Origin of the sequence: Collinsella sp. LCP19S3_A7, from assembly GCF_052121995.1 — a bacterium.
Lineage (GTDB): Bacteria > Actinomycetota > Coriobacteriia > Coriobacteriales > Coriobacteriaceae > Collinsella.
In genome coordinates, this window is the sequence record NZ_JBQKDE010000003.1 from 129,435 (window position 1) to 154,335 (window position 24,901).

Consider the following 24,901-nt stretch of genomic DNA (forward strand, 5'->3'; position numbering starts at 1 on the left):
GCTCTCGCAAATTAAATAGAGACTAGAGCGTCTTGAGGTACTCCCCCAGCTCTTCCTCCCAGTCGGGCATGCGGAAACCGACCGACTCGAGCTTGGACAGGTCGAGCGCGGAGTGGACCGGGCGCGGGGCTACGGGGCCCTCGGCGCCGACGTAGTAGTCGTCGGTCGAGACCGGCACGACCCTGTCGCCGTTGCCGTTGGCTGCCTCGAAGACGGCGCGGGCGATGTCGGCCCAGGACTTGACGGCGCCGGAGCCGGTGCAGTTATAGGTGCCGTAGGGGGCGTGCGAGCCCAGCACGTGGAAGATGGCCTCGGCCATGTCGCGCGTGAAGGTCAGGCGTCCCAGCTGGTCGTCCACGACCGTGACCTGCGTGAGCTTGTCCTCCGGGTCGGCGACGCGGTCGGAGAGCGCCTTCATGGTCTTGACGAAGTTGTGCCCCTCGCCGATGACCCAGCTGGAGCGCATGATGTAGTGGTGCGGGCACCCGGCCACGGCGATGTCGCCGGCGGCCTTGGTCTGGCCGTAGACGGACAGCGGGCTGAGGGGCTCCCCCTCGGTGTGGACCTCGGCGGTGCCGTCGAAGACGTAGTCGGAGGAAACGTGGACGAGGGTGATCCCGTGCTCGGCGCAGGTGCGGGCGAGAAGGGCCGGCCCCGTCGCGTTCGCCTTCCAGGCGGTCACGCGGCCCTCGGGAGTCTCGGCCCTGTCGACCGCCGTGTAGGCGCCGCAGTTGATCACGGTGCCGTAGAGCGACCAGTCGTATTGCGAATAGGCGTCCGGGTCGGACATATCGAAGGTGTCGATGTCGCAGAAGTCGAAGTCCCTGGCGACGCCGCGCTCCTCGGCCAGCGCGCGGACCGCACGGCCCAGCTGGCCGTCGCAGCCGGTGACGAGGGTGCGCTTCGGCGCCATGGGGACGACGTCCCTCAGCATCGGGTGGTTGAGGTCGGCCTCGGATACGGTGGCCTGATCCAGCGGGATGGGCCACTGGATGGCGAGCTCGGGGTCGGCGAGGTTCACGAAGGTGTAGGTCTTCTTCAGCTCGAGGGACCAGTGGGCGTCCACCAGGTAGGTGTAGGCGGTGCCGTCCTCCAGGGCCTGGAAGGAGTTGCCCACGCCGCGCGGGACGTAGATGGCCCTGCTCGGGTCGAGCGTGCAGGTGAACACCTTCCCGTAGGTGGCGCTGCCCTCGCGAAGGTCCACCCACGCGCCGAAGACGCTGCCGCGGGCGACGGAGATGAACTTGTCCCAGGGCTCGGCGTGGATGCCGCGGGTGACGCCGCGGCTGTCGTTGTAGGAGATGTTGTTCTGGACGACCTTGAGGTCCGGGATGCCCAGTTCGGTCATCTTGGCGCGCTGCCAGTTCTCCTTGAACCAGCCGCGCGAGTCGCCGTGGACGGCGAGGTCGACGACCTTGAGGCCCCCGATGCCGGTCTCCGCGACGGAGAGGTCCTTCTCGAATGCAATGTCTGCCATGTGGGAAAAGCTCCTATCGACGATACGGTGGTTGCGGGCGCCCCGGGCGGGCCGCAGGATCATCCCCATGCCCTGCGGTCCGCCCGGGGCGCCCCGTAAGGGCGCCCGGGCGGCCTACTGGCCCTGGGCGCGGTAGCGTGCCTCGGTGGCCTCCTTGGCCGGTCGCCACCAGGACTCATTCTCGACGTACCAGTCGATCGTCTGCTTGAGCCCCTCGGCGAAGTCGGTGTGGGCCGGCCTCCAGCCGAGCTCGCGCTGGAGCTTGGTCGAGTCGATGGCGTAGCGGCGGTCGTGGCCGGGGCGGTCGGCGACCCAGTCGAAGTCCTCGGGGTCGCGGCCCATGGCCGTGAGGATCATGCGCAGGACGGTGATGTTGTCCTTCTCCCCGTCGGCTCCGATGAGGTAGGTCTCCCCCGTGCGGCCCTTGGTCAGGATGTCCCAGACGGCCGAGGAGTGGTCCTCGGTGTGGATCCAGTCTCGGACGTTCTCGCCGCGCCCGTAGAGCTTGGGGCGCACGCCGTCGACGATGTTCGTGATCTGCCTGGGGATGAACTTCTCCACGTGCTGGTAGGGGCCGTAGTTGTTGGAGCAGTTGGAGATCGTGGCGCGCAGGCCGTAGGTGCGGGTCCAGGCGCGCACGAGCATGTCGGAGCTCGCCTTGGTCGAGCTGTACGGCGATGAGGGCTTATACGGCGTCTCCTCGGTGAACTTGGCCGGGTCGTCGAGCGCCAGGTCGCCGTAGACCTCGTCGGTGGACACGTGGTGGTAGCGGACGCCGTATTTGCGGACGGCCTCCAGCAGGCGGAAGGTGCCCTCGACGTTGGTGCGCAGGAAGGGCTCGGGGTCGGCGATGGAGTTGTCGTTGTGGCTCTCGGCGGCGTAGTGCACGATCGCGTCGTGGCCCGGCACCAGCCTGTCCAGTAGCTCCGCGTCGCAGATGTCGCCCACGACGAGCTCCACGCGGTCGGAGGGCAGCCCGGCGATATTCTCGGGGTTGCCGGCGTAGGTCAGCTTGTCCAGGACGGTGACGTGCACCCCGGGGTGGTTGTCGACCACGTAGTGCACGAAGTTGCTGCCGATGAAGCCGCAGCCGCCCGTGACGATGATGTTCCTGGGCTCGAAGAGCTCTTCAGACATGTTTCTATCTCCCATTGAATCTATTAGTACTCGCGCGGGCTGTTGACGATCTCGCCGGCGGCGACCTTCTTGAGGTGCTGCCCGTAGACCGACTTGCCGTAGGCCTTTGCGGCCTCCTCCAGCTCGGAGGTCGTGATCCAGCCGTTCTCCCAGGCGATCTCCTCGGGCACGGACACGGGCAGGTCCTGGGAGTGCTCCACGGCGCGGACGAACTCCGCGGCCTCGTGCAGGCTCTCCATGGTGCCGGTGTCCAGCCACGCGTATCCGCGGCCGAGGGTGACGACGGAGAGCGTCCCCTCCTCCAGGTACATCTGGTTGAGCGTGGTGATCTCCAGCTCCCCGCGGGCGGAAGGCTGAACCTTGTGGGCCTTGGCGGCGACGTCGCCCGGGTAGAAGTACAGACCGGTGACGGCGTAGGAGCTCTTGGGCTCGGCGGGCTTCTCCTCGATGGAGACGGCCCTCCCCTGTGCATCGAACTCGACGACGCCGAAGCGCTCGGGGTCGTCCACGTGGTAGCCGAAGACCGTGGCCCGGCCCGACTCGGCGTTCTGGACGGCGCGCGTCAGGTGGCGCGACAGGCCGTTGCCGTAGAAGATGTTGTCGCCGAGCACCAGGGCGCACGGCTCGCCGGCGATGAAGTCCTCGCCGATCGTGAAGGCCTGGGCCAGGCCGTCGGGGCTCGGCTGCTCGGCGTAGGAGAGGTTGACGCCGTAGCGCGAGCCGTCGCCGAGCAGGCGCTCGAAGTTGGGGAGGTCCGTCGGCGTGGAGATGACAAGGATGTCCCGGATTCCCGCCAGCATGAGGGTGCTAAGCGGGTAGTAGATCATGGGCTTGTCGTAGACCGGCAGCAGCTGCTTGGAGGTCACGAGCGTGAGCGGGTACAGGCGGGTGCCGGACCCGCCGGCGAGGATAATGCCTTTCATATCAAAATCTCCTTCTAAGGAAAAAACAAAAGTTGAGAAGGCTAAAGTAATTCTATATTAATTTGACTGTCATTATTCCTTTCGGAAGAGGAACAACACATGCCAACGGCTCTGCTTACCAACCTGAACATCAACTCCCGTACTGGCTCAGAGCTTCACACTCTTGAGTTCGCCAAACAACTGCAAAATAGAGGCTACGTTGTCACCTGCTTTTGCTTATGCGCCGCTTACCCTTTACTTAAAGAATTTGAAGAAGAAGGCATCGAAGTATTGACCCTAGGAGACGAGACCAGACTCGAGAATCAGTATGATTTATTTATTGCACAACACCGAGTAGTAAGTGAATACATATATTCACTTCAAAGAATTACGTTCTCATCCATTTTTATTTCAGTACTCGGGCTCTCAGATGAACATGAAGGCTTGCCCTTTTTCACAAATCTGTCAGACGGAATCATCGCCGTCAGCCATGAAGTTAAAGGTCATATAGAAAACAGTGCTCAGGCGCATAATATTCAGCTCCCCCCCGTCCACGTCTTTCCAAACTACTGCACGAAATCTTTTTACGATTATCATTACCAGGGAAATAATGGACTGAAAAGCATCTGCTGCATATCTAATCATCCCGCCCCAGAATGCCTCGAAGCATTTGATTTATTAAAAAAAGACGGAATAAGGGCCGATGTCTTTGGCTATCAATCTCAAAGTGTCAAAGTGACGCCGGAATTACTTTCTCAATATGATGCTGTAGTTTCCATCGGAAGAACCGCACAGGAATGTATGTCCATGGGAATTCCCTTCTATTGCTATGACCACTTCGGGGGACCTGGCTATATCACTCCTGATAACATCGAACATAATGCCCTTTTCAATTTTTCTGGACGACCAGAGAAACGAAAGAGCTCGGCGCAACAACTCTATAGTGATTTAGTCAATAGCTATGCAGAAGCCCAAAGGATGCAAAGCCAAATAAAGGATTTATGCATAAACAGATTCCAGCTAGAAAATCTATTCGAACAAGTCATGAGCTTTATTAATGCCAATAAAAACAAAAAGCCTTTCGCGCAGAATCCTATTTCTGATGAAGCAAAAGAACTCTACAGACTTAAGGCGATAAATTATTCAACAAGCTATGAAAACGCTTGCATTGGCCAAGGCGAGCTCTTTTATGACAAAGAATCTGAATCCAACCCACAAGCCCAGCAGTGCAATAGCTATCGGTTTAAATATAGGTACTCAACTGAAGTCGAAATAGAGCTCCCCGAGCAAATAGGAAGCGGGCTTATTATCATTAGATTCGATCCCGATAATAAGCCGTGCAAGTGCACTCTTAGTAATTACAAGCCCACTTCAAATAACTGTTTTTTTTCGAATGCAACACAAGAGACATTTCTGACATTCGACCCCCAATATCAGTTATCAGGGGCAAAAAGTATCCACTTCATCGCAAATAAACTGGACCTCTCGGATGTTATATGTATCTGCAATCAAATAAACAAAAAGCAGACTAGTATATTTGGAAAACTGTTTCACAAGTAAAGGCCTGGCGACGTATTATGTCGCCAGGCCTTTACTTTAATCTACAAAGTACTCATCGGACCGTGATACGGGTCGCCATTGACATAGTACTCCGCCCAAGCAGTGCGCAATTTACCCTGTTCGCGCATAAATCGAACTTTCTTCTCACCGGTCTCATAGCCGCGACTAAAAGATTCATAATGATACAGAAGCGCATCTGCGTCGAAAACAACTAATTTATTGAGTGAACGAACCCTCAGGCAGAAATCAACGTCATTAAACGCGACTTCGAAGTCTTCGTTAAACCCATTAAGCTCTTCAAATACGGAGCGCTTTGTCATCATGCACGCAGCGGTAACGGCGCTTAAGTCTTGTGAAATAACAGCACGGCGCATATAGCCCGGATCATCCCGGTCAAGATTGTTGAATACGTGAATGGGGCCGCCCATTTCGCCTTCATTTCTACAACATATCATCATTACGCCTGCATGCTGCACCGTATCATCTGGATACAGCAGCTTTGCACCGACCGCTCCAACATCATCACGCTGACAGAAAGACAGCATTGAAGAAAGCCAGCCGCTCTCAATAACCTCGGTGTCATTATTCAAGAACAGCAGGTATTTGCCGTATGTCAGTCCAACGCCATAATTATTGATAGCGGAGTAATTAAACGGACCATCCCATGTTGCAATGCGAACGTTCTCATATTGCTCGGAAACGGTACGGTAATACTCAAATGTCGCGTCCTCTGTACTGTTATTTTCAACAACCAGAATCTCGAAGTTGCGGTAATCAGTTTTTTCCTCAATAGAGTCAATGCAGCGGCGTAAGACCTCAACACTATCTTTATTGGGGATAACGATACTGGCCAAGGGCTCTTCATTAAGAGCGTAGGCAATGTGATAGAAACAGGCAGAATCAGTTAACTCCGCAGTTCCGTTCAGACCGCAGCGATCCAAATGCTCTTGCAGCGCCCTTCTGCCAGCATCGTCGGCATAGTTCTTATTTCCCGCACTCTTCGCAGTTGACGTATCGCTAATTCTCCAATGATAGAGAACCTCAGGGACATGATAGATATTCTGAGTTCTCTCTACTAAACGCAACAGAAAATCATAGTCTTGAGCTCCATCGAACTCTTTCCGTAGCATCAGTTCTTTAGCGAACGAGGCACGAACGCAAAGCAGATGAGTTATGTAGTTATGAACGCGAAGCAGATCTAGATTGAAATCAGACTTGAAATGAGGGGCCACATACTCACCGGCCTCATTTAAGAAGTCCTCATCGCAATACAGTGCATCAGTATCAGGACAGTCCTGAATTCGCTCTGCGTATCTATAAAGAGCAAATGGATCGAGTGTATCGTCGTGATCGAAAAACACGACAAAGTCGCCCTTTGCTTCGGTAATACCATAGTTAGTGTTCCCCGAAATACCCTTATTCGAATCAAGCGTGATTACCCTAATGCGTTCATCCGCCAATTGATCCAAAGCTGCGCACAACTCAACGCACTCAGGTGTAGAGTTGACCAAAATAAGTTCCCAATTTTGATAGATCTGATTGACAACGGAGTCAACCATCTCATGAAGAAACTTAAGGGGAGTCCTGTACAGCGGCACAACGATACTGAATTTCAGCGAGCAGCTTATGTCAAAATCACACGAATCCAGCATAGCCAAATAGTCTTGCCGCTTTGCACGCAGTTCAGAATACCGGCCCGGTGAGGATGCCCTATAAAAGTGCGGAGAACATACACCTGAATAAAACTCTACGGAAGCGGAGTCAAAACAAAGAAAACCAATTCGCGTCCGCTCACCACCATCAACAACCAGGCAATAAGTCTTACCATCCCTAGGAATACGTAAGGTAAAATCCGTTTCGACGCGTTTAAGACCCCCTACAAACTTATTAATGGATCTGCCGCTAATAATGGACACATTATCTGCTTGTTGCCCTAAGCCCGATATAACCTTAACCGATAAAGCACAACCAGCGGGAGAGCAGATAATGCCTTTAGAAATCCAAGCCGAGCCGTCAGAAGAACTAACCAACAGGGTAGGCCTAACATGAATCTGGCGAGAATATGTCTGACGGTCGATGTCCCTACATGCAAAGGCAAGGTCAGCATTAAACTTATAGCTCAGACGCGATAGCCATTTTATAGCGGTCCAACTAAATTTTTTCTGAAATACCATCTCCGATTTATCGTTCATGCACAAAGCTATATCAACGGAAACGACACCTTTATCCATAAGAGGAAAACCGACAACCATCAGCTCAGTACCTTTAAAGGTTAGGTCATATAAAGCAGACGGAAGGCACTCATTTGACCCGCAATCAACAGAAACGTCAAAGGACCCTCCATATTGATCGAGGATAGAGGGCTTAGAAAGACAGAGGTAAACGGTTCCCAGCCCACGACAAACTGATTTGAGCCTTATTTTCAACTCTGTCTCCTATCAAAATCACTTAGAAAATCGCATCAAAGCGAGATTACATTATAAACATAGTAGCCGTCGACTTCTTTTACCAGCTCCAAACAGCAAGGCCGAAGCATAATTATCGCTTGCATAGATATCGGGGGTCGTGCTATGAGCCTTGAAATGCCGAAATCTAAAAGACTGTCATTGGAAGTCTCAACTGTTATATGGTTAAACTCATACTCGCTAAAGCGAATATTGACAAAATTATCTCGGCTGGCGCCCGGCGAACGTCCTATAATCCACTCGAAATGCGGCGTGTACTAACGATACCGGGTTGGATATCGATATGCGAGAAAAACGGCCAGGTCACGAGCAGGTCTGCTAAGGAGTACTGTCCCGAAATAACGCCGAAATCGAGGGCTTCTATGGCATGCTCAAGAGGTAGTATCCCACCGACGGGACTAGTCCGATGCGCGCGCCCAAACTCCGAGCGAGGGGGGGGAGCGAGGCCAGGCGAGTTCCAAATATCGCAGGAAATAACCGCATTCAAGCAGACCGACAGATTTTTTGCAGCCCCATACATAACTTTGGAACAGATAACTCTAAAGTAACCCTAACCTTTAGTCGGAGACGAAATAACCTAAACAATTTTACGCACAATAACCCTAAATACAGGTTGCGACACTAATAAAACGAATGATATAAAGACAGTTCATAACACACATGCCGAGAATAATACAGACGATTGAAGATAAGTTGAATCTAAACGATCGAGTTCTCAATCCAAACAAAAAAACCGGTAGGGCAGGAAGAAAATATCGCCCTTGGACACCCTGAATAACATTTTCGAAATTGAAGGTCCAGCCTAACCACATTGACGCGATGGATCCAAGCATAGCCAAAGCGAAAGCAATAACGAATAAAATAGAACAAGAAGGACTGAGGAATGAAGGCTCATCTTCAGAATCAAGACAGCAGATAAAGCCAAACAACAAATACGGAATCATATAGAAGATTGGAAAACGCAGGTTTTCCTGAAACCATCCAAGGGAATAGCCCAAAGTTGTTTCCCAATAAAAATCTCCTAATGAATCTAAGGTCCTAAAGAAAACCAGAAAACTATTTCTCGGATGCAAAATAATATCGTCGAGAGTGTAATATTGCGCGGCCTCCATGCCACGGGTAACACCCGAGGGCTGAGAGACCAATCTGCTCATTGATGCTATGCGAAGCGCAGAGACGGAAACTACGACAGCAAATACTAATAATAATTTGCTATAACGTCCGATTCTCTCATCTTGGAATTTCGAAAGGGGCACGAACAATCCAAGCAATACCAGCCCGGAATATATAACCTTACACGGAGCCAAAAAAGCAGAGATGACCAAATAGAAGAATATTTCTTTATATCCTACCGATCGCTGTTCTCCGAAAAACCCACGCATCAAACAAGCGAATAGTATGAGCGAATATGCAATAATTCCCGAATCATAGGAGTATGAAGCAGCCAGATGAAGCGTCATAGGTAGCAACGATACAAACACTATGACCGACTTGCCCCTAGGTGCAATCCGATATGCAAAGAAGGCGCAGAAGCAAAAAAATAGAGCAGAGCCAATTCGACCCATATAAAACGCAGGAAAAGCACCAAGCCCGAGGAACAGCCCAATCTGTAACCCAATGACTGAACCGATTTTTGCAATAACGTTCTCACTACCAACGCTAAAGGAAAATTCACTGAAAGGTATCAGTTTCCCGTTCCCATATAACGAGAAGTTCTGAAGAATCGAGCTGAATGAAGCGGAGTTAATCGTAGAAGAAGTCAACGGACCCTTGTATAGAGAGAGGTCGATATCTCGTACCAAGAAAGTGTTGCTATCTATTACTCGGCCATTGAATGGAAGACTATCGACCAACCAATAAGTTGAAAAGAAATGATGTCCCTCATCCGGAACAGTGAAGGGGGGGAATATAAAGCAAAAAATAATTGAGAATGATAGAAGTAGAGCGAGGAATACCCAATCACTTTTAAGCCGGTCACTTTCACGAGCAAATACGCTGCCGAGTGTAAGAATTAAAATTACGGATATCGCAATCGTAAGCAGAACAAGTAATCTAGGATTATTCAGGTACCAGAAAACTGAATAGACAGCGAAAAAAAAAGCGAACACAATGAATGCAGGCTTATATCTTACAGAACTTGTCATGGGAATCCTTTGAAATCAAAATCTATATTGCGAAATAGAAGTGGCTAAAATAGGTCTTAAAAAGCAAACAGGAGACTGCCATTCAAAAAAAATAGTTAAATTTGCGGCATCTCGGCTCCGAAGATGACCGTCCATACCGCAATCTCACATTCGTTAGTCTCTAAGCAGCAGGGCCCAGATGGTGAAAAATAAGTCTGATTCTGAACCGACCGTTCAGCAAATCCACAACACGACAGAACGTCGGGCCTCTATAGAGACAATCCCTAATCCCCTGCACAGATACAAAAACTACCTGGAACTGCTATTTTTTTCAAGCAAAGCTATTTTTTGAGTCAGATTTTTAATCGCAAGCGCCTGTCTACTAACGGTCACAGACAAGGACAGCAGGATTAAAATCACGAAAATAAAACCAGCGACGAAAATAAAATTAGAGGACGTAACAAAGCCAAAAAAGGAAGAAAGCCAACATACCGGGATAGGGAAAAAACTACAAATCAAAAGAGTGACAGCCAGAGCTAACCATAAAAGGGAGTAGCGTAATTGAAGCTTATCGGTCAATACGAGGCGAATGACATAAAGAGCCAATAGCAAGCAAGCGACTATTATGGTAATCCGTATTGATACAGACATTATCGACTCCTATTTTGAGAAAGCGGATATAAAAATAGCTAAAGTAACCTTGATCATGTAGTAGACGCTAGATAAACCAGAAATAGAAGAAGTGCCTCCCTGGCGTTCCCTCATGACAACGGAAACCTCTGTTACGTCTAATCCCTGAGCGAGTGCATAGACAATAGAATCAGGCTCGGGATAGTCAGAAGGATACTTATTGCAAAAAAGCTCAATCGCCTTTTTATTGCAAGCCCTAAAACCTGAAGTCGGGTCTGTAATTCTCCGTCGAGAAACCAATCTGATTACATTTGAAAACCAAGTTATGCCAATTCGCCTTAAAAAAGAGGACTGAAATCCGGCTGTCGGTATTAAAAATCTAGACCCGACAACAATATCGGAGCCGGCTTGAATCTCTTCAATAAGAGTGCCGATGTATTTTGGATCGTGTTGACCATCGCCATCCACTTGAACGTCGATATCATAGCTAAACTGTCGAGCATATTTATGACCAGCCTGAACTGCACCACCAATGCCCAGATTCTGAGGCAAATCAAGCACATTAAGGTGGTTCTCTATGCATATCTGGAGAGTCTTATCCGTAGACCCGTCATTGACCACAAGATAGTCATAGCCAAATCGCATCACTGACTGAACCGTGCGAAGTATATTAGCCTCTTCGTTATAAGCTGGAATTATAACCAAAACGCTAGGGCTATTATTCATAACAATCCTTAACAGAAGTTTAGTAATCGAAGTTACACTCAAAGTATAGGCTTGGATATTATAATCTTTAAACACTATAGGTTTATAGATAGAGATTACCGAACTATGAATCAATACAGCTGAGGCGTAGCATGTAGATCTTCAAATGCATCTATAATACAATTGACGAGAATCTCAGCAGAGCCCACGCCGAACTTCATCGAGGACCCGCTCGCCGCAAGGTCAATATCCCACAACCGACTCGATGCGAGAGACGTCGTAGGCACACAAAAAGGTAGCAAAACGGCTAGTCTTTAGCCTTGGCGAAAGCAGAGCAGAGCTTTTCTGCTGAATTAGCCCATGCATGCCCAAGCTCAACCAATTCCTGAATTGATTTTGATTGTTTGCATAATACTGACCGCTGAGAGGCCATCAAATACACAGCCGCCTCAACAGTTGTAGCACTCATCGATTCAATAATTGTCCCATATTCGCTATTCGGAATAAGCTCCCGCGCTCCCCCAACGTCAGTAACGACGGCAGGACATCCGCATGCAGCAGCTTCCAGCAGTATTGTTGAAAAACCCTCGGAACGAGTCGGAAGACAAAGCAAATTGGACTGCTGAAGAAGCGCGGAGACATCAGATGCAGACAGGCGTCCCACCCAGTGAAGCGACCCTCCCTGGGCGAGCTCAACCGCAGAAGACATTGGCCCATCACCCGCCAAGACGAAATGAACCCCAAGATCAATAAGTCGCTGGCTTTTCGAGGCGTCAATGATTGACTTGATACCTTTTTCCGGAATAAACCGACCGACATAAGAAACTAAAAGCTGGTCTTCACTTAATCCAAGCTCATCTCTAAAATCGCGACCTGAAGCCATATCACGATATCTCTTAGCATCGATTGCATTAGGGATAACGCCTTTGGCAGTAATCCTAAAATGACGAAGCCATTCAGCGCTTTTTTCAGATACACCATAGTATGCCGGTTTATATCTTTTTCCCCATAAAGTAATAGCATGCTCATAAATACGCACGAAAGGGTCGAGAAACGAACTGCTAAATGAAAGATGAGCCGACCCGTGATCGAGAACGATGGGCGTCAAACCTTTCCTTCGCGCATATTTCATACCCATAATTGAATGTAGATAAAACCGCGCATTTATCAAAACACCGTCAACATCTTGGGCTTCAAGCCAATTCCATAAATTGCGATTTTTCTTATTATGCTTGGCGACTGGAAAGCGACCATCAACAAATGGAAAACAAAATAAGCGAAGGACCCTAACATGAGAATCGCCTTCGATGCCCGGTCCAATTGAATTGGTATCATTCGTAACAACGATTACCGATGCGCCTTTTCCCGCAAGCGCAAATGCCATATTACGCGTAAAGCTCTCAATCCCGCCCATATGGGGCGGATATTGAGCCGAAAAAATCACATACGTATACGCCATCTTAATTGCCAGACTCCCAAATATGACCATCACCAAAATCAATTAATAGAGGTAAGTGCGTATGGCGATCCTCGGGTGCCGGGATACTCCTCCAGTCACCATACATTGTCGTAAGGTATATCTCCGTGGATTTCGGAACGGGGTACGATCTGCCTTCAAACTTTGCCCGCGAAGTCGGAAGAATATCATCAACTGAAATGGGAGCCATATTAGGCCACGCAAGCGTCAGGCACTCATCACTAATCTGTCCAACGTTATCATCGCCAACTGCACTATCGAATTTATTCTGATATCGACGAGGGTCCTTGCAACGCATCCTTTCAATACCATGAAGCAAGGCACAGCCAACCTTTTCTATTTCACCAAGCATGCCCCTATGTGGAACAGAGATACTACCGGAATGGTATAGATAGGAATGCCGTTGAGCGGAGGAAGCGGTTTTTATCTGTCGGGCACGCAATTTAGCATCAACATACAAATTATCGTAAGGGAATATATCCACGAAAATACCCATCGCAGACCCGGCATCTCGTCCTTCTTGATTTTCAAACCTAGTTCCGTCCATGTAAACTTTCGAAAACATAGCCGCATAAGAGTCTGTATTTTGTGAGTTATGAAGGGAAAAACCAGACTGAAGCTCCCTGGGCGCAAGTTCACAAAAACGCTCATAATCGGAACGCATCATGCCGATATCAATGTCATCATCCCAAGGAATAAAGCCGCCATGTCGCATAGCCCCAAGGCAGGATCCCCCGTCGAGCCACCAATTAATATTGAATTTGAAGCATAATGACGCAATGGCATCCAAAATTTTAAGTTCAGCCGCCTGTAAGTGCAACAATGCCTCGGAATCATTCATCTTAGAAAACCCATTCCAACTAATCATCTTGAGTGTCAGCAGTGCTCTTGCGAATAGATCTATAGAGAAAGCCAAGTAAGATTGTACAGGTCACAAAATAGCTAATAATAACTACATAGCTGGCACCATTTAATCCCGTTTGCGGAATCAAAACCCAAGACAAAGGGAACGAGACCAAACAACCGATGGTATTTCCAATAAAGCAACCAGACATATCACGAATACTAATTAGAAGGTCACTTAAAAATGCTACTAATGCTGTAAAAGCAGAGCTAAATAGGCCTGCATAAATTAAATAATCATAGCGAGAGATTGTGCCTCCGAAAACCATGCGGAGCAAATCCTTCCCAAAGAAAACGAAAACGCCAGCACACACCGCAAACAAGGCAAACATAGACAAAGCAACGGTAAAAACAAGACGGAAAAACCCCGAAGCGTCTTTAGCCTCAAATCGTTCAGCAAAAGACCCCAAAAGAGGGGCATAAACATAGGAAGCACAAGCTTGAATGATCACGATCGGCGTACAAACAGTCGCATAAATGCCAAGCGATGAGGAACCGTAACACTCCCCCAAGAACTGACGGGAATAGGTAACGACCACCGAACAGAGAGACATGCCAACGACGGCGGGCAGGCATGAGAGAAATAAATGTTTACTAGTCGAAAGATTAAAAGAAGGCCTAACGTCCGTAAATCGAGATGAAATTTCATAGTCATAGATAATCACAGGATAGGTGGCGATCACCATGCCAAACAATGAAATTTCTAGGCTATCGAAGTATCCCAATCCAATGATAAAGGCAACGAGAAATAGAGTAGCTCGAATAATCATCGAGATACCACAGTAGTCCATCCTTTGATGCTGTTGATCAACCCCGTGCAAGACGTCAATAAAAACGTCTCCGGCTCGAAAGACAAGGTAGAGCGATATAGCAATATAACTATCTCTTGAACAAGTGAAGCACATATATATTAATGTAATTATAAGGCCCAAGGCGATGGTAACAATTCTAAAACCAACATATTGCCTTGCCGACACCTTTTCATGAATGTCAGACACTTGGTATGATCTAATTCTAAATAGCCCAATTTGCGAAAAAATATTTGACACCGACATTGCCACTGCAAGCACTCCGGCAGCTCCGTAGGTACTAGAAAGCCTCGCTACAGCAACGGTTATAAGCCATTGGCAAGCTGAATAGTATAAAGAACCGATAGAGTTCCATAGCATGTTTGACCTAAGTGACTTTTCTTTCAAGTGATCCTCTTACCCAAATTAACAACGTGCACCATTGAGACACATTGTATTTACTCTAGACAAAATAATATCTATAGTCCAAAGCAACAAACAATCGCGTAAATGCCGCGTATCAAATGTAACATTAGTTACCCTATCGACATGAATACCCTTTTATCAATCTAATTAATACTCTTTGTTAATACGTAACAACCTTTGTTCCATAAGGAATGTTATCGTAAATCCATTTTGCATTCTGAATCTCAAGGCGTACGCATCCAGCAGAGGATGGAACGCCCATCGTGGGATCCATCACGCGGTTGCTGTTGACGTAGTAGGGTGAGGAATGGAATAAGTAATCACCATAGAACTGCGTGTAGTAATAGCAAGTATATCCATGCCCAAAGGAGTATCCCTTACCGTAGACTTGATACTCCCCTATCACCGTAGGCGTGCTAGCTTTTCCCGTCGAACATACATATCGACGGTTTAAGGACCAGTTATTCCAGGATCCAGTGTAAATACTCGTAACGCAACGTGACGTATCGACAAGTATCAGCCAATTTGTATTGCTTGAATAACTTTGAGCCTTAGCATCCATATAGTCTGACACCCACGCGCCGTTAGCCATAAAGAAATTCCAGGATCCGTCCACAACGCGCCAGCCAGTAGCCATAGCTCCACTAGCATCAAGCCAATACCAGGCGCCGCCCAGATTGAGCCATCCTGTCTGCATATAACCAGACGAATTCAAGTAATACCAAGATCCGTTAACGGCAACCCAACCGGTTTTCATAGCATAAGTGGACGGATCTAAATAGAACCAGGAGCCATCCTTGTACAGCCAGCCAGATCGTGCATAGCCAGCGGTCTCATCAAAAAAGTACCATTTTCCGTTAACGTTCTTCCATCCAGCGCAGGGGGAGCCATCGGTTGAATCAGCATAGAACTTACAGCCTCCAAGCATCACAAACCCGTGAGCTTCGGCCAATTCGCCATCGCCGTTTGATGTAAACAGTTTTCCATTACGCAATGCTCCACACAATGAGCAATCAGAACCAGCAAAAGCCTTAGATGGCTCATCCTGAACCGAGTCCTGGACATCTACCCATTCACGACAAGCAACAGCGCCTGAAGCTTTTGCATAATAGCTTTTCCCATTTACAGAAAAATGACCAAGAAGCATTTTACCGTCGGCGGCAGGATCGAGATAATAGTATTGACCACCGTCCTTCAGCCATTCAGTCTTTATAAAGCCCGACGCTTGAGAAGGCTCAGCGTAATACCAGTCTCCATCGCTCATAAACCAGCCAAGTGACAACGCTCCCGTTGAAGAAAAATGATACCGGTTGGATCCGATGACATAAAAGCCGGTAGCCATTCTATTGTCATTTGCGACATCGAGCCAATACCAAACGCCATTCACCAAACGCCAGCCCGATGCAAGTGCGCCGGAACCGTCAGCGTAATACCAGTCCGTCCCATCAAACGCCCAACCAACAGCCATTGCGCCGGAATCCGATAAATAGTAACGAGACGAACCGACAGAAACGATTCCTCTAGACATAACACCATCATTGGCGGGATCAAGCCAATACCAGTTATTGCCAGTTTGAAGCCAGCCGGTTAAGACTTCACCATTGCTACCCCAATACCATAAACCGTTATCAAGGCACCATCCATTAATCAGTCCATAGGTTCCAAGAAGATAAGGGTGCCCATCAATAACACGTCGACCAGTAGCCATAGAACAGCTGTTAAGGGAGTCAAACCAGTACCATTGGTCTCCAATAAACTGCCAGCCACTTGCCAAAGCGCCTGACGGACCCGCGTAATACCACTTATTTTCAGTAAAAATCCAGCCGCAGCTCATTGCGCCGTCACGAGCGGGGTCCAAGTAGTACAGCGAGTCGTCAATATTCTGAATTCCGGTCAAACGACAGCCATCTAGATAGTAATACCAGGACAAACCGTTCCATTGCCATCCAGATAGTTGTTCTGTAGTCGACGGGTCATGGCTTTCGACAACCTGTAGGCTCGAATCTTCCGTTGTTTTGCCGGCACAATCGCTGGAGTCTTGAGAGCAACCGCCACCGACCAATGCTCCCGGCCCTCCTGTCGAGTCGCGCTCTACGACACCGTTATCCGCCCCCTCTTCCACGGCATAAGCAGTGCAAGAAAATGCGGGGGCTGTAACTGAGAGTAAGGCGGAAAATAGCATCAAGCCAATTACTCGCCAGCAAATTCGATGATCAATCCGAGCATTCATTTCAAGCCCCCAACCGGTACCGACTGTCTTGCAGGGAATCTATTAAATAAACGGACGAGCTGCGCCGATTACATTTCCCCTTGCGCTAATAGGATGAATTCCGACACCTTGATGAGGCCAGGAATCAATCATCAAGCCGCCGCCAAGTGCAATTGCAATATGACCGCGGTAATAAATCACATCGCCGCGTTGAATCGAGCTCGTGCTCACGGGCATAAAGATATTGCTTCGATACCAATTCATGGAATTGTAGGTTTGGCTTGGATCCCAGCGATGGTTATAAGGGTTGTAAACACCCATATCCATGCCAGTAGCATAAAGGCACTGCAAGACAAAACCAGAGCAATCAACAGCTCCACCGGGAGCGGTAGACCAAGGCTCAATATATTGCGTACCGATATACTCATAGGCGCGCTGGATAAAGGCGTTCACGCAATCTTCCCGCGTTGCTTCGACAGAAATGCGAGAAGGGGTCACATAGGTAAAGTATCCGGTGCAATAGCTAGGCAGCTGAACAGTCCAAGAACTGACCTGAGGATACTGGGATGGATTTTGCCAGCCAACTTTGTCGCACTGGCCATCGCTCCAGAAAATTCGGCGAACACCGTCGATGGTCCTTGCGCCCGTTGCCATAGCGCCGCTGCCGTCTAACCAATACCACTTACCCGAATCTTTAAGCCAGCCAACATGCATGCTTCCATTGGACTCAAGGTAATACCATGTTCCATTCAGGCATTTCCAACCAGTTGCCATTTTCCCGTCGGCGTTCAGGTAATACCATGCACCGCCAGCAAAAACCCATCCGGTCTTCATCACGCCAGAATCAGCATCAAGCCAATACCAATCGTCGTCAATCTGCAGCCATCCACGATGAATGACGCCCGTTCCGGGCTCAGCGTAAAACCTTAGATTTGCGACATTAACCCAGCCGGACGCAACCTGCCAACCATCGGCTTCGGCTATTTTCAGGATGGTGCCGTTTTCGCGAATCGCATCCTTGCAAAGGTATCCATTACCATCGGCATATCTTTCAACGCCTTCATTAACGGTAACCCAGCTTGAAATCACAAGCCTACCGCTCTGGTTTGCAAAACAATCGTTGCCGCCCACCTCAAATAAGCCCGTTTTCATGAGATGGCCAACAGGGTCCAAGTAATACCAGCTCGCGCCTTCTTTATACCAGCCAGAAATAAGTGCGCCAGATTGGGAAGCGAAATACCAACCGTCCTCGGACTGAGCCCAACCAACAGCCATAGCCCCATTGGGGTTCAAATAATATGCCGCGTTACCAAGGTCTAAATACCCAACGAACATTTTGCCGTCGGAAGCTGGGTCGAGATAATACCAAGCACCGTTAACGAGTTTCCAGCCAGTAGCCGCAATACCGTTGGAGCAGTAATACCAATCTGCTCCATCCTTGTACCATCCATTTGCAAGGCCATAGTCACCAAAAATGTAGGTACAGCCATCAATCTTTTGACGGCCCTTGAGCATGATGAGCGTCTGTGGGTCAAAATAATAGCGAGTCCCACCTATCGTCTGCCATGACGAAGCAAGGGCACCCGATGAATAAGCCCAGTACCAATTCCCGTCAACGAGAATCCAGCCGGTTTTCATAGCGCCCGAGGCATCTAAATAGTATTTCTCGCTCCCGAGGTCGACAAAACCAACCTGCATTACATGGGTGGTAGGATCCAGGTAATACCATGTGCCATCTTGATAAAACCAACCAGCAGCTAAATCGCCTCCAGCATTGGCATAAAACCAATTTCCATCTGAGTTACGTAGCCAGCAGTTCTGATATAGCGCGCCAAAAGGCGTTGCGGCATTACCGTCATTCGCATAAAACGAAGCAGTCAAACCGCCATCATCGGTCACATTGAAATAACCTGTCTGCATTGCACCATCATTGGCTGGATCAAGCCAATACCAATAGCCCCCGCTTTGCAGCCAGCCGGTTTGGTGTTTACCGTTTTTTCCGTAATACCAAACTCCAGACGGCTCGTCTCGTTGCCAGCCATCTTTTATGACGGAAGAATTATCAGGTTGCAAATCATCGGAAACCACAGAAGAAAAATCCACTTTTGACTCAATACTCTGAGCCTCAACGGAATCCTGTGCAAACGCGACATTCGCACTCAGGGGCAAGCAGCAAGCAGTAATTAATGACGCAGCAGCACAAACAAGCGTGGCCTTCTTTTCGAATCGATACATAAGCGACCCTCCCAGATATCTCCTTTATTTATTTTAATCCACATTCCAGGATTGATTTTCGTTACTGTCTGTTCAGTCTATGTAGATAAATATATTAAATTGAACACAACGTTCAATCATTCTATTCTTTCCCTAAGCAATGAACATCTTAATTGGAGGCCTGCAGTGGAACTGACCAAGCGCAACTTTACAGTTCTGTACGAGTACTTAAAGAACCCATATGCCAGCCAGCGAGAAGTTGCCGAGCGTACTGGTCTTTCACTTGGATCAGTAAACGCAGCAAATAAAGAGCTTACGAATGAGGGCCTTCTCGAATCGGACAGCCTAACCGACAGCGGTTACGAAGCACTTCACCCCTATAAAGTTGAAAACGCAGTGATATTGGCTGCGGGGCTTTCGAGCCGCTTTGCCCCCATTTCGTATGAAAAGCCCAAAGGCCTTTTAAAGGTACGTGGTGAGATTCTCATCGAGCGTCAGATTAGGCAGCTGCAAGACGCGGGTATCAGCAATATCACCGTCGTTGTCGGCTATAAAAAAGAGTATTTCTTCTATCTTGAAAGCAAGTTTGGCGTTTCGATTGTCGTCAACAACGAATACGCATCCAAAAATAACCACGCATCGCTTATGTGCGTAAAAGAGCGACTTGGCAACACCTACATTTGCTCAAGCGATGATTACCTTCTAAACAATCCGTTTGAAGCATACGTTTGGAAAGCATTTTATTCTGCTCAATATGCTGAAGGCGCCACCAAAGAATGGTGCATTCAAACGGGCGCAATGGATAGAATCACCAATGTTACAATCGGTGGCTCCAATGCATGGTATATGCTCGGACATGTCTACTTTGATAAAGCCTTCTCGCTTGCGTTTAAGCAGATTCTTGAAACGGAATATAACAAGCCCGAAACAACGGACAAGCTTTGGGAAGATCTATATATCGAGCACATCAAGGAGCTCGATATGGTGATCAAGAAGTATCCTGAGGGCGAGATCAATGAATTCGATTCTCTTGATGAGCTGCGTGCCTTTGATCCGCATTTTATCGAAAACGTTGACTCCGATATTTTCGATAACATCGAGCAAGTGCTCGGCTGCTCCAAATCAGAGATCCACGACGTCTATCCCCTTAAACAAGGTCTTACGAACCTATCGTGCCACTTTAGAACCAATGATGGAGAGTACGTTTACCGCCATCCGGGAGTCGGGACCGAACTGCTTATTAACAGAAATGGAGAAGTAGCAGCACTAAAAAAGGCCAAGGAACTTGGCCTTGACGATACATTCATTCACGAGGACCCAAAGCGCGGTTGGAAAATATCGAAGTTTGTACCCAACGCAAAGCAGCCTGATCCGCATGATGCTGCCCAAATGAATCGAATGATGCAGATGTGTCGCTCGCTTCACGAGAGCGGTGCTGATGTCGAAACCGAATTTGATTTCTACCTCGAAGCAAAGCGCTACGAATCGCTTCTTCTGGAAAAAGGTCCCATCGACATTCCAGGCTACAGGGAAATGGCCGCCGAGATCGATGAATTGGAGCGCTTTGTTCAGGCCGATAATGCGCCAAAATGCCTTTGTCACAATGACTTCTTTTACCTCAACTTCCTTATCGATGAAAACGACAAGTACTATCTCATTGACTGGGAATATGCTGGCATGAGCGATTACGCGAACGATTTTGGAACGTGCAGTGTCTGCTGCGAGCTTTCCGAAGATGAAGTCGACCGCGCGCTTGATGCATATTTTGGACGCAAGGCAACAAACAACGAAGTTGCGCATAACTATGCGCACATTGCCCTTGCAGGATGGTGCTGGTACCTCTGGTCTCTTCTGAAAGAAGCCGAAGGTGACTTCGTGGGCGAATGGCTCTATATCTACTTCAATTACGGTGCCAAATACCTTAAAAAGGCACTGGAGATCTATCGAAAAGGTGAGTAACCATGCAATTCGGCTTTTTTAGCGGCCTTCTCTGGGGCCTCGATACGGTTATTCTTGGAATCGGTTTGGCGCTCGCACCCTATATTGGATCGGCGGAAGCGCTTGCATGTGCCTCCATTGCGGGGTCTTTTCTCCATGATGCCTTCTGTGCAATTTGGCTCTTTGGGTACATGGGAGTTCGAGGCAGATTAAAAGACACGCTCGCTGCACTTAAAACTCGTTCGGGCAAGGTCGTCATTGCCGGCGCTCTGCTTGGTGGGCCTATCGGAATGACCGGATACGTATTGGCGATTAATAATATCGGAGCAGCCTACACGGCAATTATCTCCGCCTTCTATCCCGCAGTCGGAGCATTCCTTTCGTTCGTGCTGCTGAAGGAGAAAATGGGCAAAGGTCAGATTCTTTCCCTTCTTGTTGCTCTTTGCGGCGTAATGACGATGGGCTATCTATCGGCAGGATCGAGCGAGATTGCAAATGCCCCTCTCGGCTTACTCGGCGCGGTTCTTGCCGTTATTGGATGGGGATCCGAAGCGGTGTTGTGCGCATGGGGAATGAAAGATGATGCTGTTGATGACGAAACGGCTTTGCAAATCCGTGAAACTACAAGTGCGCTTGTTTATGGAGTGCTCGTGCTCCCCCTCTTCGGAGCATGGCATTTCACGCTGGGTGCTATCCCGAGCATACCCACATTGATTATTGCACTCGCCGGACTCGCAGGAACTGCATCCTATCTGTTTTATTACAAGGGCATTGCGGCAATCGGAGCAGCGCGTGCGATGGCTTTGAATATCTCCTATTCGGCATGGTCGGTGGTCTTTGGCCTGATCTTGCTTGGAACAATTCCCGACATGGCTTCCGTAATCTGCTGCATTGTAATTGTATGCGGAACAGTTTTGGCAGCCAGTAACTGGGACGAACTATTTGGACGTAATAAGACGGCGTAGCTTGATTAACAATGCAGTAAAAAAGGGAGAGCTCGTCGAGCTCTCCTTTTTTTAGCATTATGGCTATTCAATTACCACGGCCTGGCTATCCATCTGTTGCCACGTGCCGAAGAACACCTGGGCATTTCGCGTAACATTGCCGTTAATCGAATCCGAAAGAAAGACAATTCCCCGCTCGTCATCATAGCCTTTAAGGACTACGGCATGATTACCGCCCCACAGACCATAGGAATGCCCGTTATACCAACGAGCAGCATAGCGGCCTCCTGGCCAACTTCCCCACTCGGTATTCCACATCTCAACAGGTTGACCACAGGTCAGTCTGTTCTTAATGGAAGAAATTGACGAGAAAGAGACGTCTTTTGCCTGCTTGCCACTTCCAGCAGCACGCAGAAAATTATTTCCAGCAATAGTAATCGCAGGGGCGACGCATCCCATGAGACCCCCGCTGCTACGCCTCGGGTTGCCATCAAAAGCGGTAACAAAGTTGCCGTTGCTTCCCTTGGGCAAGTAATAATCCGCAATAATCGTCTTACCTAAACCGAAACCATAGTAGTTAAGCAAGTTTGTAAGGGCAACCGACTCACAGCCAGTAGGAAGTTCAGGGTACTGCGAATAGCACGGGACATCGACCCAAGCGCCAACCATTGCGCCGGATGAACTGAACTTGTAGTCAGTAGAGCCGATCCAATACCAACCGTTGCTCAACATTACTCCCCCACGTGCGACATCAAGGTAATACCATGTGCCCCCAAGGGAAAGCCATCCCGTTTTCATTGTGCCGGAAGCGGAATCTAGCCAGTACCAGTTACCGCCATCGTTAAGCCAGCCGGTCGCCATTCGACCATCCGAGTTAAAGTAATACCAAGACCCAGCTATTTGCTGCCATCCAGTCAGAATTACCCCATTAGCAGAACAATAATATCGAGAACCCTGACTCTCAATCCAGCCCGTTTTAACATTCCCGTCATCGTCAATCAGCTGGATTCCCGAATCGGTCATGATACCTTTAAGGTCAATTGCACCGCTGGATGAAGAATGATACATCCAGGACCCATCACCGTTTGACCAGCAATTAACCATCATCTTGCCGGAACTATTAAATATGTATTCACCTGATCCAATAGTTTGAACACCCGTAGCCATGATGTGCGTCGAGGGGTCGAGCCAGTACCAGGTGCCGCTTAGGTTGAGCCAACCGGAGGCGAGGGCGCCGGAGCCTGTCGCGTAGTACCAGGTACCGCCGTCGAGCACCCAGCCGGTCGCCATGGCGCCGGAGGCGTTGAACCAGTACGCGGCGTCGTTGCACACATGGAGGCCCGTCGCCATGGCACCGTCCGCCTCGGGATCGAGCCAGTACCAGGAACCGCCGGTGTAAAGCCAGCCGGTCGAGGCGATACCGTCAGAGAACCAGTACCAGGAGCCGTCGACGAGGCCCCAGCCGTTAAGGGAGCCGCAGCTGCCGAAGTAGCGGCGGACGCCCTGCGCGTCCGTCTGGTAGCCCGTCAGCATGGCCCCCGTCCGGGCATCGAAGCAGTAGGGCACGCCGCCGACGGATACGGGGCCGCGCGCCAGCGCGCCGGACCCCGTCGCGTAGTACCAAGTACCCCCGTCGAGGACCCACCCGGTCGCCATCGCGCCGGAGGAGCTGAACCAGTACATGGAGCCGCCGCACTCGTGCAGGCCCGTCGCCATGGCGTGCGTCGAAGGGTCGAGCCAGTACCAGGTGCCGCTTAGGTTGAGCCAGCCGGAGGCGAGGGCGCCGGAGCCAGTCGCGTAGTACCAGGCACCCCCGTCGAGGACCCATCCGGTCGCCATCGCGCCGGAGGCGTTGAACCAGTACGCTGAGCCGTTGCATGCGTGAAGGCCCGTCACCATGGCGCCGCCCGCCTCGTGATCGAGCCAGTACCAGGAACCTCCGGCGTTAAGCCAGCCGGAACGCAATGCAACAGGATTGGTCGAATCCGCGTAAAACCACTTACCGTCAACCGAATTCCAGCCCTGCTTCCATTTAATGGATCCTTGAGCAGCGACCCCCTCGATCGAATCGGATGAAATGGCGGCCGAAGAGAAGGCTTGCCGTTCGGAAATAGAAGGCTCGGAAGAGTCTACAGAAACCTCATTCTCGGCACCAGCCACACTTGGACCAGTGAGTAATATCGCGGACAGAACAAATAGAGTTAATATTGTCAGCTTATTTCTTACCATGCACGGCCCCCAGAGCATACCAATCGTACATAAACATAGTCTACAAATGGACTAGCTCGCGCAATATGTAATTAGAAAAAAGCAATTAAAGAAGAGCTGTTAGCCGAGCCAAACGCCGTTACTCGAAAAAGAATACTGTGACCCGTTGATTTGTTGAGTGCCAGTGACCATCGCGTGAGTCGATGGATCCAGCCAGTACCACGCACCGCCGACGTAGGCCCATCCCGAAGCGAGGGCGCCGGAGCCAGTCGCGTAGTACCAGGTGCCGCCGTCGAGGACCCAGCCGGTCGCCATCGCGCCGGAGGAGTTGAACCAGTACAGGGAGCCGCCGTACTCGTGCAGGCCCGTCGCCATGGCGTGCGTCGAGGGGTCGAGCCAGTACCAGGTGCCGCTTAGGTTGAGCCAACCGGAGGCGAGGGCGCCGGAGCCTGTCGCGTAGTACCAGGTACCGCCGTCGAGCACCCAGCCGGTCGCCATGGCGCCGGAGGCGTTGAACCAGTACGCGGCGTCGTTGCACACATGGAGGCCCGTCGCCATGGCACCGTCCGCCTCGGGATCGAGCCAGTACCAGGAACCGCCGGTGTAAAGCCAGCCGGTCGAGGCGATACCGTCAGAGAACCAGTACCAGGAGCCGTCGACGAGGCCCCAGCCGTTAAGGGAGCCGCAGCTGTGTTTCGTCAAGAGGATTTGAGCAAAAAGATCATCGGAAATTGAGCAGCCTGAGCATCGGAAGCGCGCACGCTTTTTGAGCGGCTAGCCCTCCTGCATGAGGGC

The 24,901-nt window shown here is 49.8% G+C and carries 17 protein-coding genes; 3 read left to right on the forward strand and 14 right to left on the reverse strand.

Going from position 1 to position 24,901, the window contains the following annotated elements; genetic code table 11:
- Positions 1-22: 22 nt before the first annotated feature.
- The 3 genes from ACTQV3_RS02770 to rfbA form a co-directional block, all read right to left on the reverse strand.
- On the reverse strand, positions 23-1,477 hold the full coding sequence (locus ACTQV3_RS02770) for a sugar nucleotide-binding protein (protein WP_441535780.1): 1,455 nt from the start codon (positions 1,475-1,477) through the stop codon (positions 23-25).
- A gap of 114 nt (positions 1,478-1,591) precedes the next feature.
- On the reverse strand, positions 1,592-2,614 hold the full coding sequence (gene rfbB, locus ACTQV3_RS02775; protein ID WP_441535779.1) for a dTDP-glucose 4,6-dehydratase: 1,023 nt from the start codon (positions 2,612-2,614) through the stop codon (positions 1,592-1,594).
- A gap of 23 nt (positions 2,615-2,637) precedes the next feature.
- Entirely contained in the window at positions 2,638-3,537 is a 900-nt protein-coding gene (gene rfbA / locus ACTQV3_RS02780; RefSeq protein WP_441535778.1) for a glucose-1-phosphate thymidylyltransferase RfbA, read from the reverse strand.
- A 99-nt stretch (positions 3,538-3,636) separates the two neighbouring features.
- Here rfbA and ACTQV3_RS02785 point away from each other — a divergent pair, with 99 nt between their 5' ends.
- Positions 3,637-5,076 carry a hypothetical protein gene (locus ACTQV3_RS02785; RefSeq protein WP_441535777.1) on the forward strand — a complete coding sequence of 480 codons (1,440 nt, stop codon included), beginning with the start codon at positions 3,637-3,639 and terminating at the stop codon, positions 5,074-5,076.
- A gap of 41 nt (positions 5,077-5,117) precedes the next feature.
- On the opposite strand, the gene ACTQV3_RS02790 is transcribed toward ACTQV3_RS02785, so the two are convergent.
- The 9 genes from ACTQV3_RS02790 to ACTQV3_RS02830 all read right to left on the reverse strand — a co-directional run bounded on the left by ACTQV3_RS02790 (position 5,118) and on the right by ACTQV3_RS02830 (position 19,037).
- Entirely contained in the window at positions 5,118-7,502 is a 2,385-nt protein-coding gene (locus tag ACTQV3_RS02790) for a glycosyltransferase family 2 protein (protein WP_441546942.1), read from the reverse strand.
- Positions 7,503-8,143: 641 nt separating this feature from the next.
- Positions 8,144-9,685: a DUF2142 domain-containing protein gene (locus ACTQV3_RS02795; RefSeq protein WP_441535775.1), complete on the reverse strand. Its 1,542-nt coding sequence runs from the start codon at positions 9,683-9,685 to the stop codon at positions 8,144-8,146.
- A gap of 288 nt (positions 9,686-9,973) precedes the next feature.
- Complete coding sequence (locus ACTQV3_RS02800; protein ID WP_441535774.1) at positions 9,974-10,315, reverse strand: DUF2304 domain-containing protein; 342 nt, start codon at positions 10,313-10,315, stop codon at positions 9,974-9,976.
- Between the two features lie 9 nt (positions 10,316-10,324).
- Positions 10,325-11,020: a glycosyltransferase family 2 protein gene (locus tag ACTQV3_RS02805; protein WP_441535773.1), complete on the reverse strand. Its 696-nt coding sequence runs from the start codon at positions 11,018-11,020 to the stop codon at positions 10,325-10,327.
- Between the two features lie 286 nt (positions 11,021-11,306).
- Positions 11,307-12,458 (reverse strand): glycosyltransferase family 4 protein, encoded by a 1,152-nt coding sequence (locus ACTQV3_RS02810; protein WP_441546941.1) that lies wholly within the window; start codon positions 12,456-12,458, stop codon positions 11,307-11,309.
- A 1-nt stretch (position 12,459) separates the two neighbouring features.
- On the reverse strand, positions 12,460-13,317 hold the full coding sequence (locus tag ACTQV3_RS02815) for a LicD family protein (RefSeq protein WP_441535772.1): 858 nt from the start codon (positions 13,315-13,317) through the stop codon (positions 12,460-12,462).
- A 19-nt stretch (positions 13,318-13,336) separates the two neighbouring features.
- Positions 13,337-14,575, reverse strand: coding sequence for an oligosaccharide flippase family protein (locus ACTQV3_RS02820; RefSeq protein WP_441546940.1), 1,239 nt, complete (start codon positions 14,573-14,575; stop codon positions 13,337-13,339).
- A gap of 178 nt (positions 14,576-14,753) precedes the next feature.
- Entirely contained in the window at positions 14,754-16,823 is a 2,070-nt protein-coding gene (locus ACTQV3_RS02825; protein WP_441535770.1) for a L,D-transpeptidase family protein, read from the reverse strand.
- A 42-nt stretch (positions 16,824-16,865) separates the two neighbouring features.
- Positions 16,866-19,037: an NlpC/P60 family protein gene (locus ACTQV3_RS02830; RefSeq protein ID WP_441535769.1), complete on the reverse strand. Its 2,172-nt coding sequence runs from the start codon at positions 19,035-19,037 to the stop codon at positions 16,866-16,868.
- Between the two features lie 165 nt (positions 19,038-19,202).
- On the opposite strand from ACTQV3_RS02830, the gene ACTQV3_RS02835 reads away from it, so the two are divergent.
- Together ACTQV3_RS02835 and ACTQV3_RS02840 are read left to right on the forward strand one after the other, a co-directional pair.
- Positions 19,203-20,975, forward strand: coding sequence for a phosphotransferase (locus ACTQV3_RS02835; RefSeq protein WP_441535768.1), 1,773 nt, complete (start codon positions 19,203-19,205; stop codon positions 20,973-20,975).
- A 2-nt stretch (positions 20,976-20,977) separates the two neighbouring features.
- A complete protein-coding gene (locus ACTQV3_RS02840) occupies positions 20,978-21,919 on the forward strand; it encodes a DMT family transporter (protein ID WP_441535767.1) in 942 nt (313 codons plus the stop codon).
- A gap of 63 nt (positions 21,920-21,982) precedes the next feature.
- On the opposite strand, the gene ACTQV3_RS02845 is transcribed toward ACTQV3_RS02840, so the two are convergent.
- Together ACTQV3_RS02845 and ACTQV3_RS02850 are read right to left on the reverse strand one after the other, a co-directional pair.
- Positions 21,983-24,058, reverse strand: a complete 2,076-nt coding sequence (locus tag ACTQV3_RS02845; RefSeq protein ID WP_441549997.1) for a C39 family peptidase — start codon at positions 24,056-24,058, stop codon at positions 21,983-21,985.
- A 168-nt stretch (positions 24,059-24,226) separates the two neighbouring features.
- Positions 24,227-24,808 (reverse strand): hypothetical protein, encoded by a 582-nt coding sequence (locus ACTQV3_RS02850; RefSeq protein WP_441535765.1) that lies wholly within the window; start codon positions 24,806-24,808, stop codon positions 24,227-24,229.
- Positions 24,809-24,901 lie beyond the last annotated feature (93 nt).

Coding starts and splice junctions, on each gene's coding strand:
- ACTQV3_RS02770 (WP_441535780.1), bottom strand. CDS start 1,477: ATGGCAGACATTGCATTCGAGAAGGACCTCTCCGTCGCGGAGACCGGC.
- rfbB (WP_441535779.1), bottom strand. CDS start 2,614: ATGTCTGAAGAGCTCTTCGAGCCCAGGAACATCATCGTCACGGGCGGC.
- rfbA (WP_441535778.1), bottom strand. CDS start 3,537: ATGAAAGGCATTATCCTCGCCGGCGGGTCCGGCACCCGCCTGTACCCG.
- ACTQV3_RS02785 (WP_441535777.1), top strand. CDS start 3,637: ATGCCAACGGCTCTGCTTACCAACCTGAACATCAACTCCCGTACTGGC.
- ACTQV3_RS02795 (WP_441535775.1), bottom strand. CDS start 9,685: ATGACAAGTTCTGTAAGATATAAGCCTGCATTCATTGTGTTCGCTTTT.
- ACTQV3_RS02800 (WP_441535774.1), bottom strand. CDS start 10,315: ATGTCTGTATCAATACGGATTACCATAATAGTCGCTTGCTTGCTATTG.
- ACTQV3_RS02805 (WP_441535773.1), bottom strand. CDS start 11,020: ATGAATAATAGCCCTAGCGTTTTGGTTATAATTCCAGCTTATAACGAA.
- ACTQV3_RS02810 (WP_441546941.1), bottom strand. CDS start 12,458: ATGGCGTATACGTATGTGATTTTTTCGGCTCAATATCCGCCCCATATG.
- ACTQV3_RS02815 (WP_441535772.1), bottom strand. CDS start 13,317: ATGAATGATTCCGAGGCATTGTTGCACTTACAGGCGGCTGAACTTAAA.
- ACTQV3_RS02825 (WP_441535770.1), bottom strand. CDS start 16,823: ATGAATGCTCGGATTGATCATCGAATTTGCTGGCGAGTAATTGGCTTG.
- ACTQV3_RS02830 (WP_441535769.1), bottom strand. CDS start 19,037: ATGTATCGATTCGAAAAGAAGGCCACGCTTGTTTGTGCTGCTGCGTCA.
- ACTQV3_RS02840 (WP_441535767.1), top strand. CDS start 20,978: ATGCAATTCGGCTTTTTTAGCGGCCTTCTCTGGGGCCTCGATACGGTT.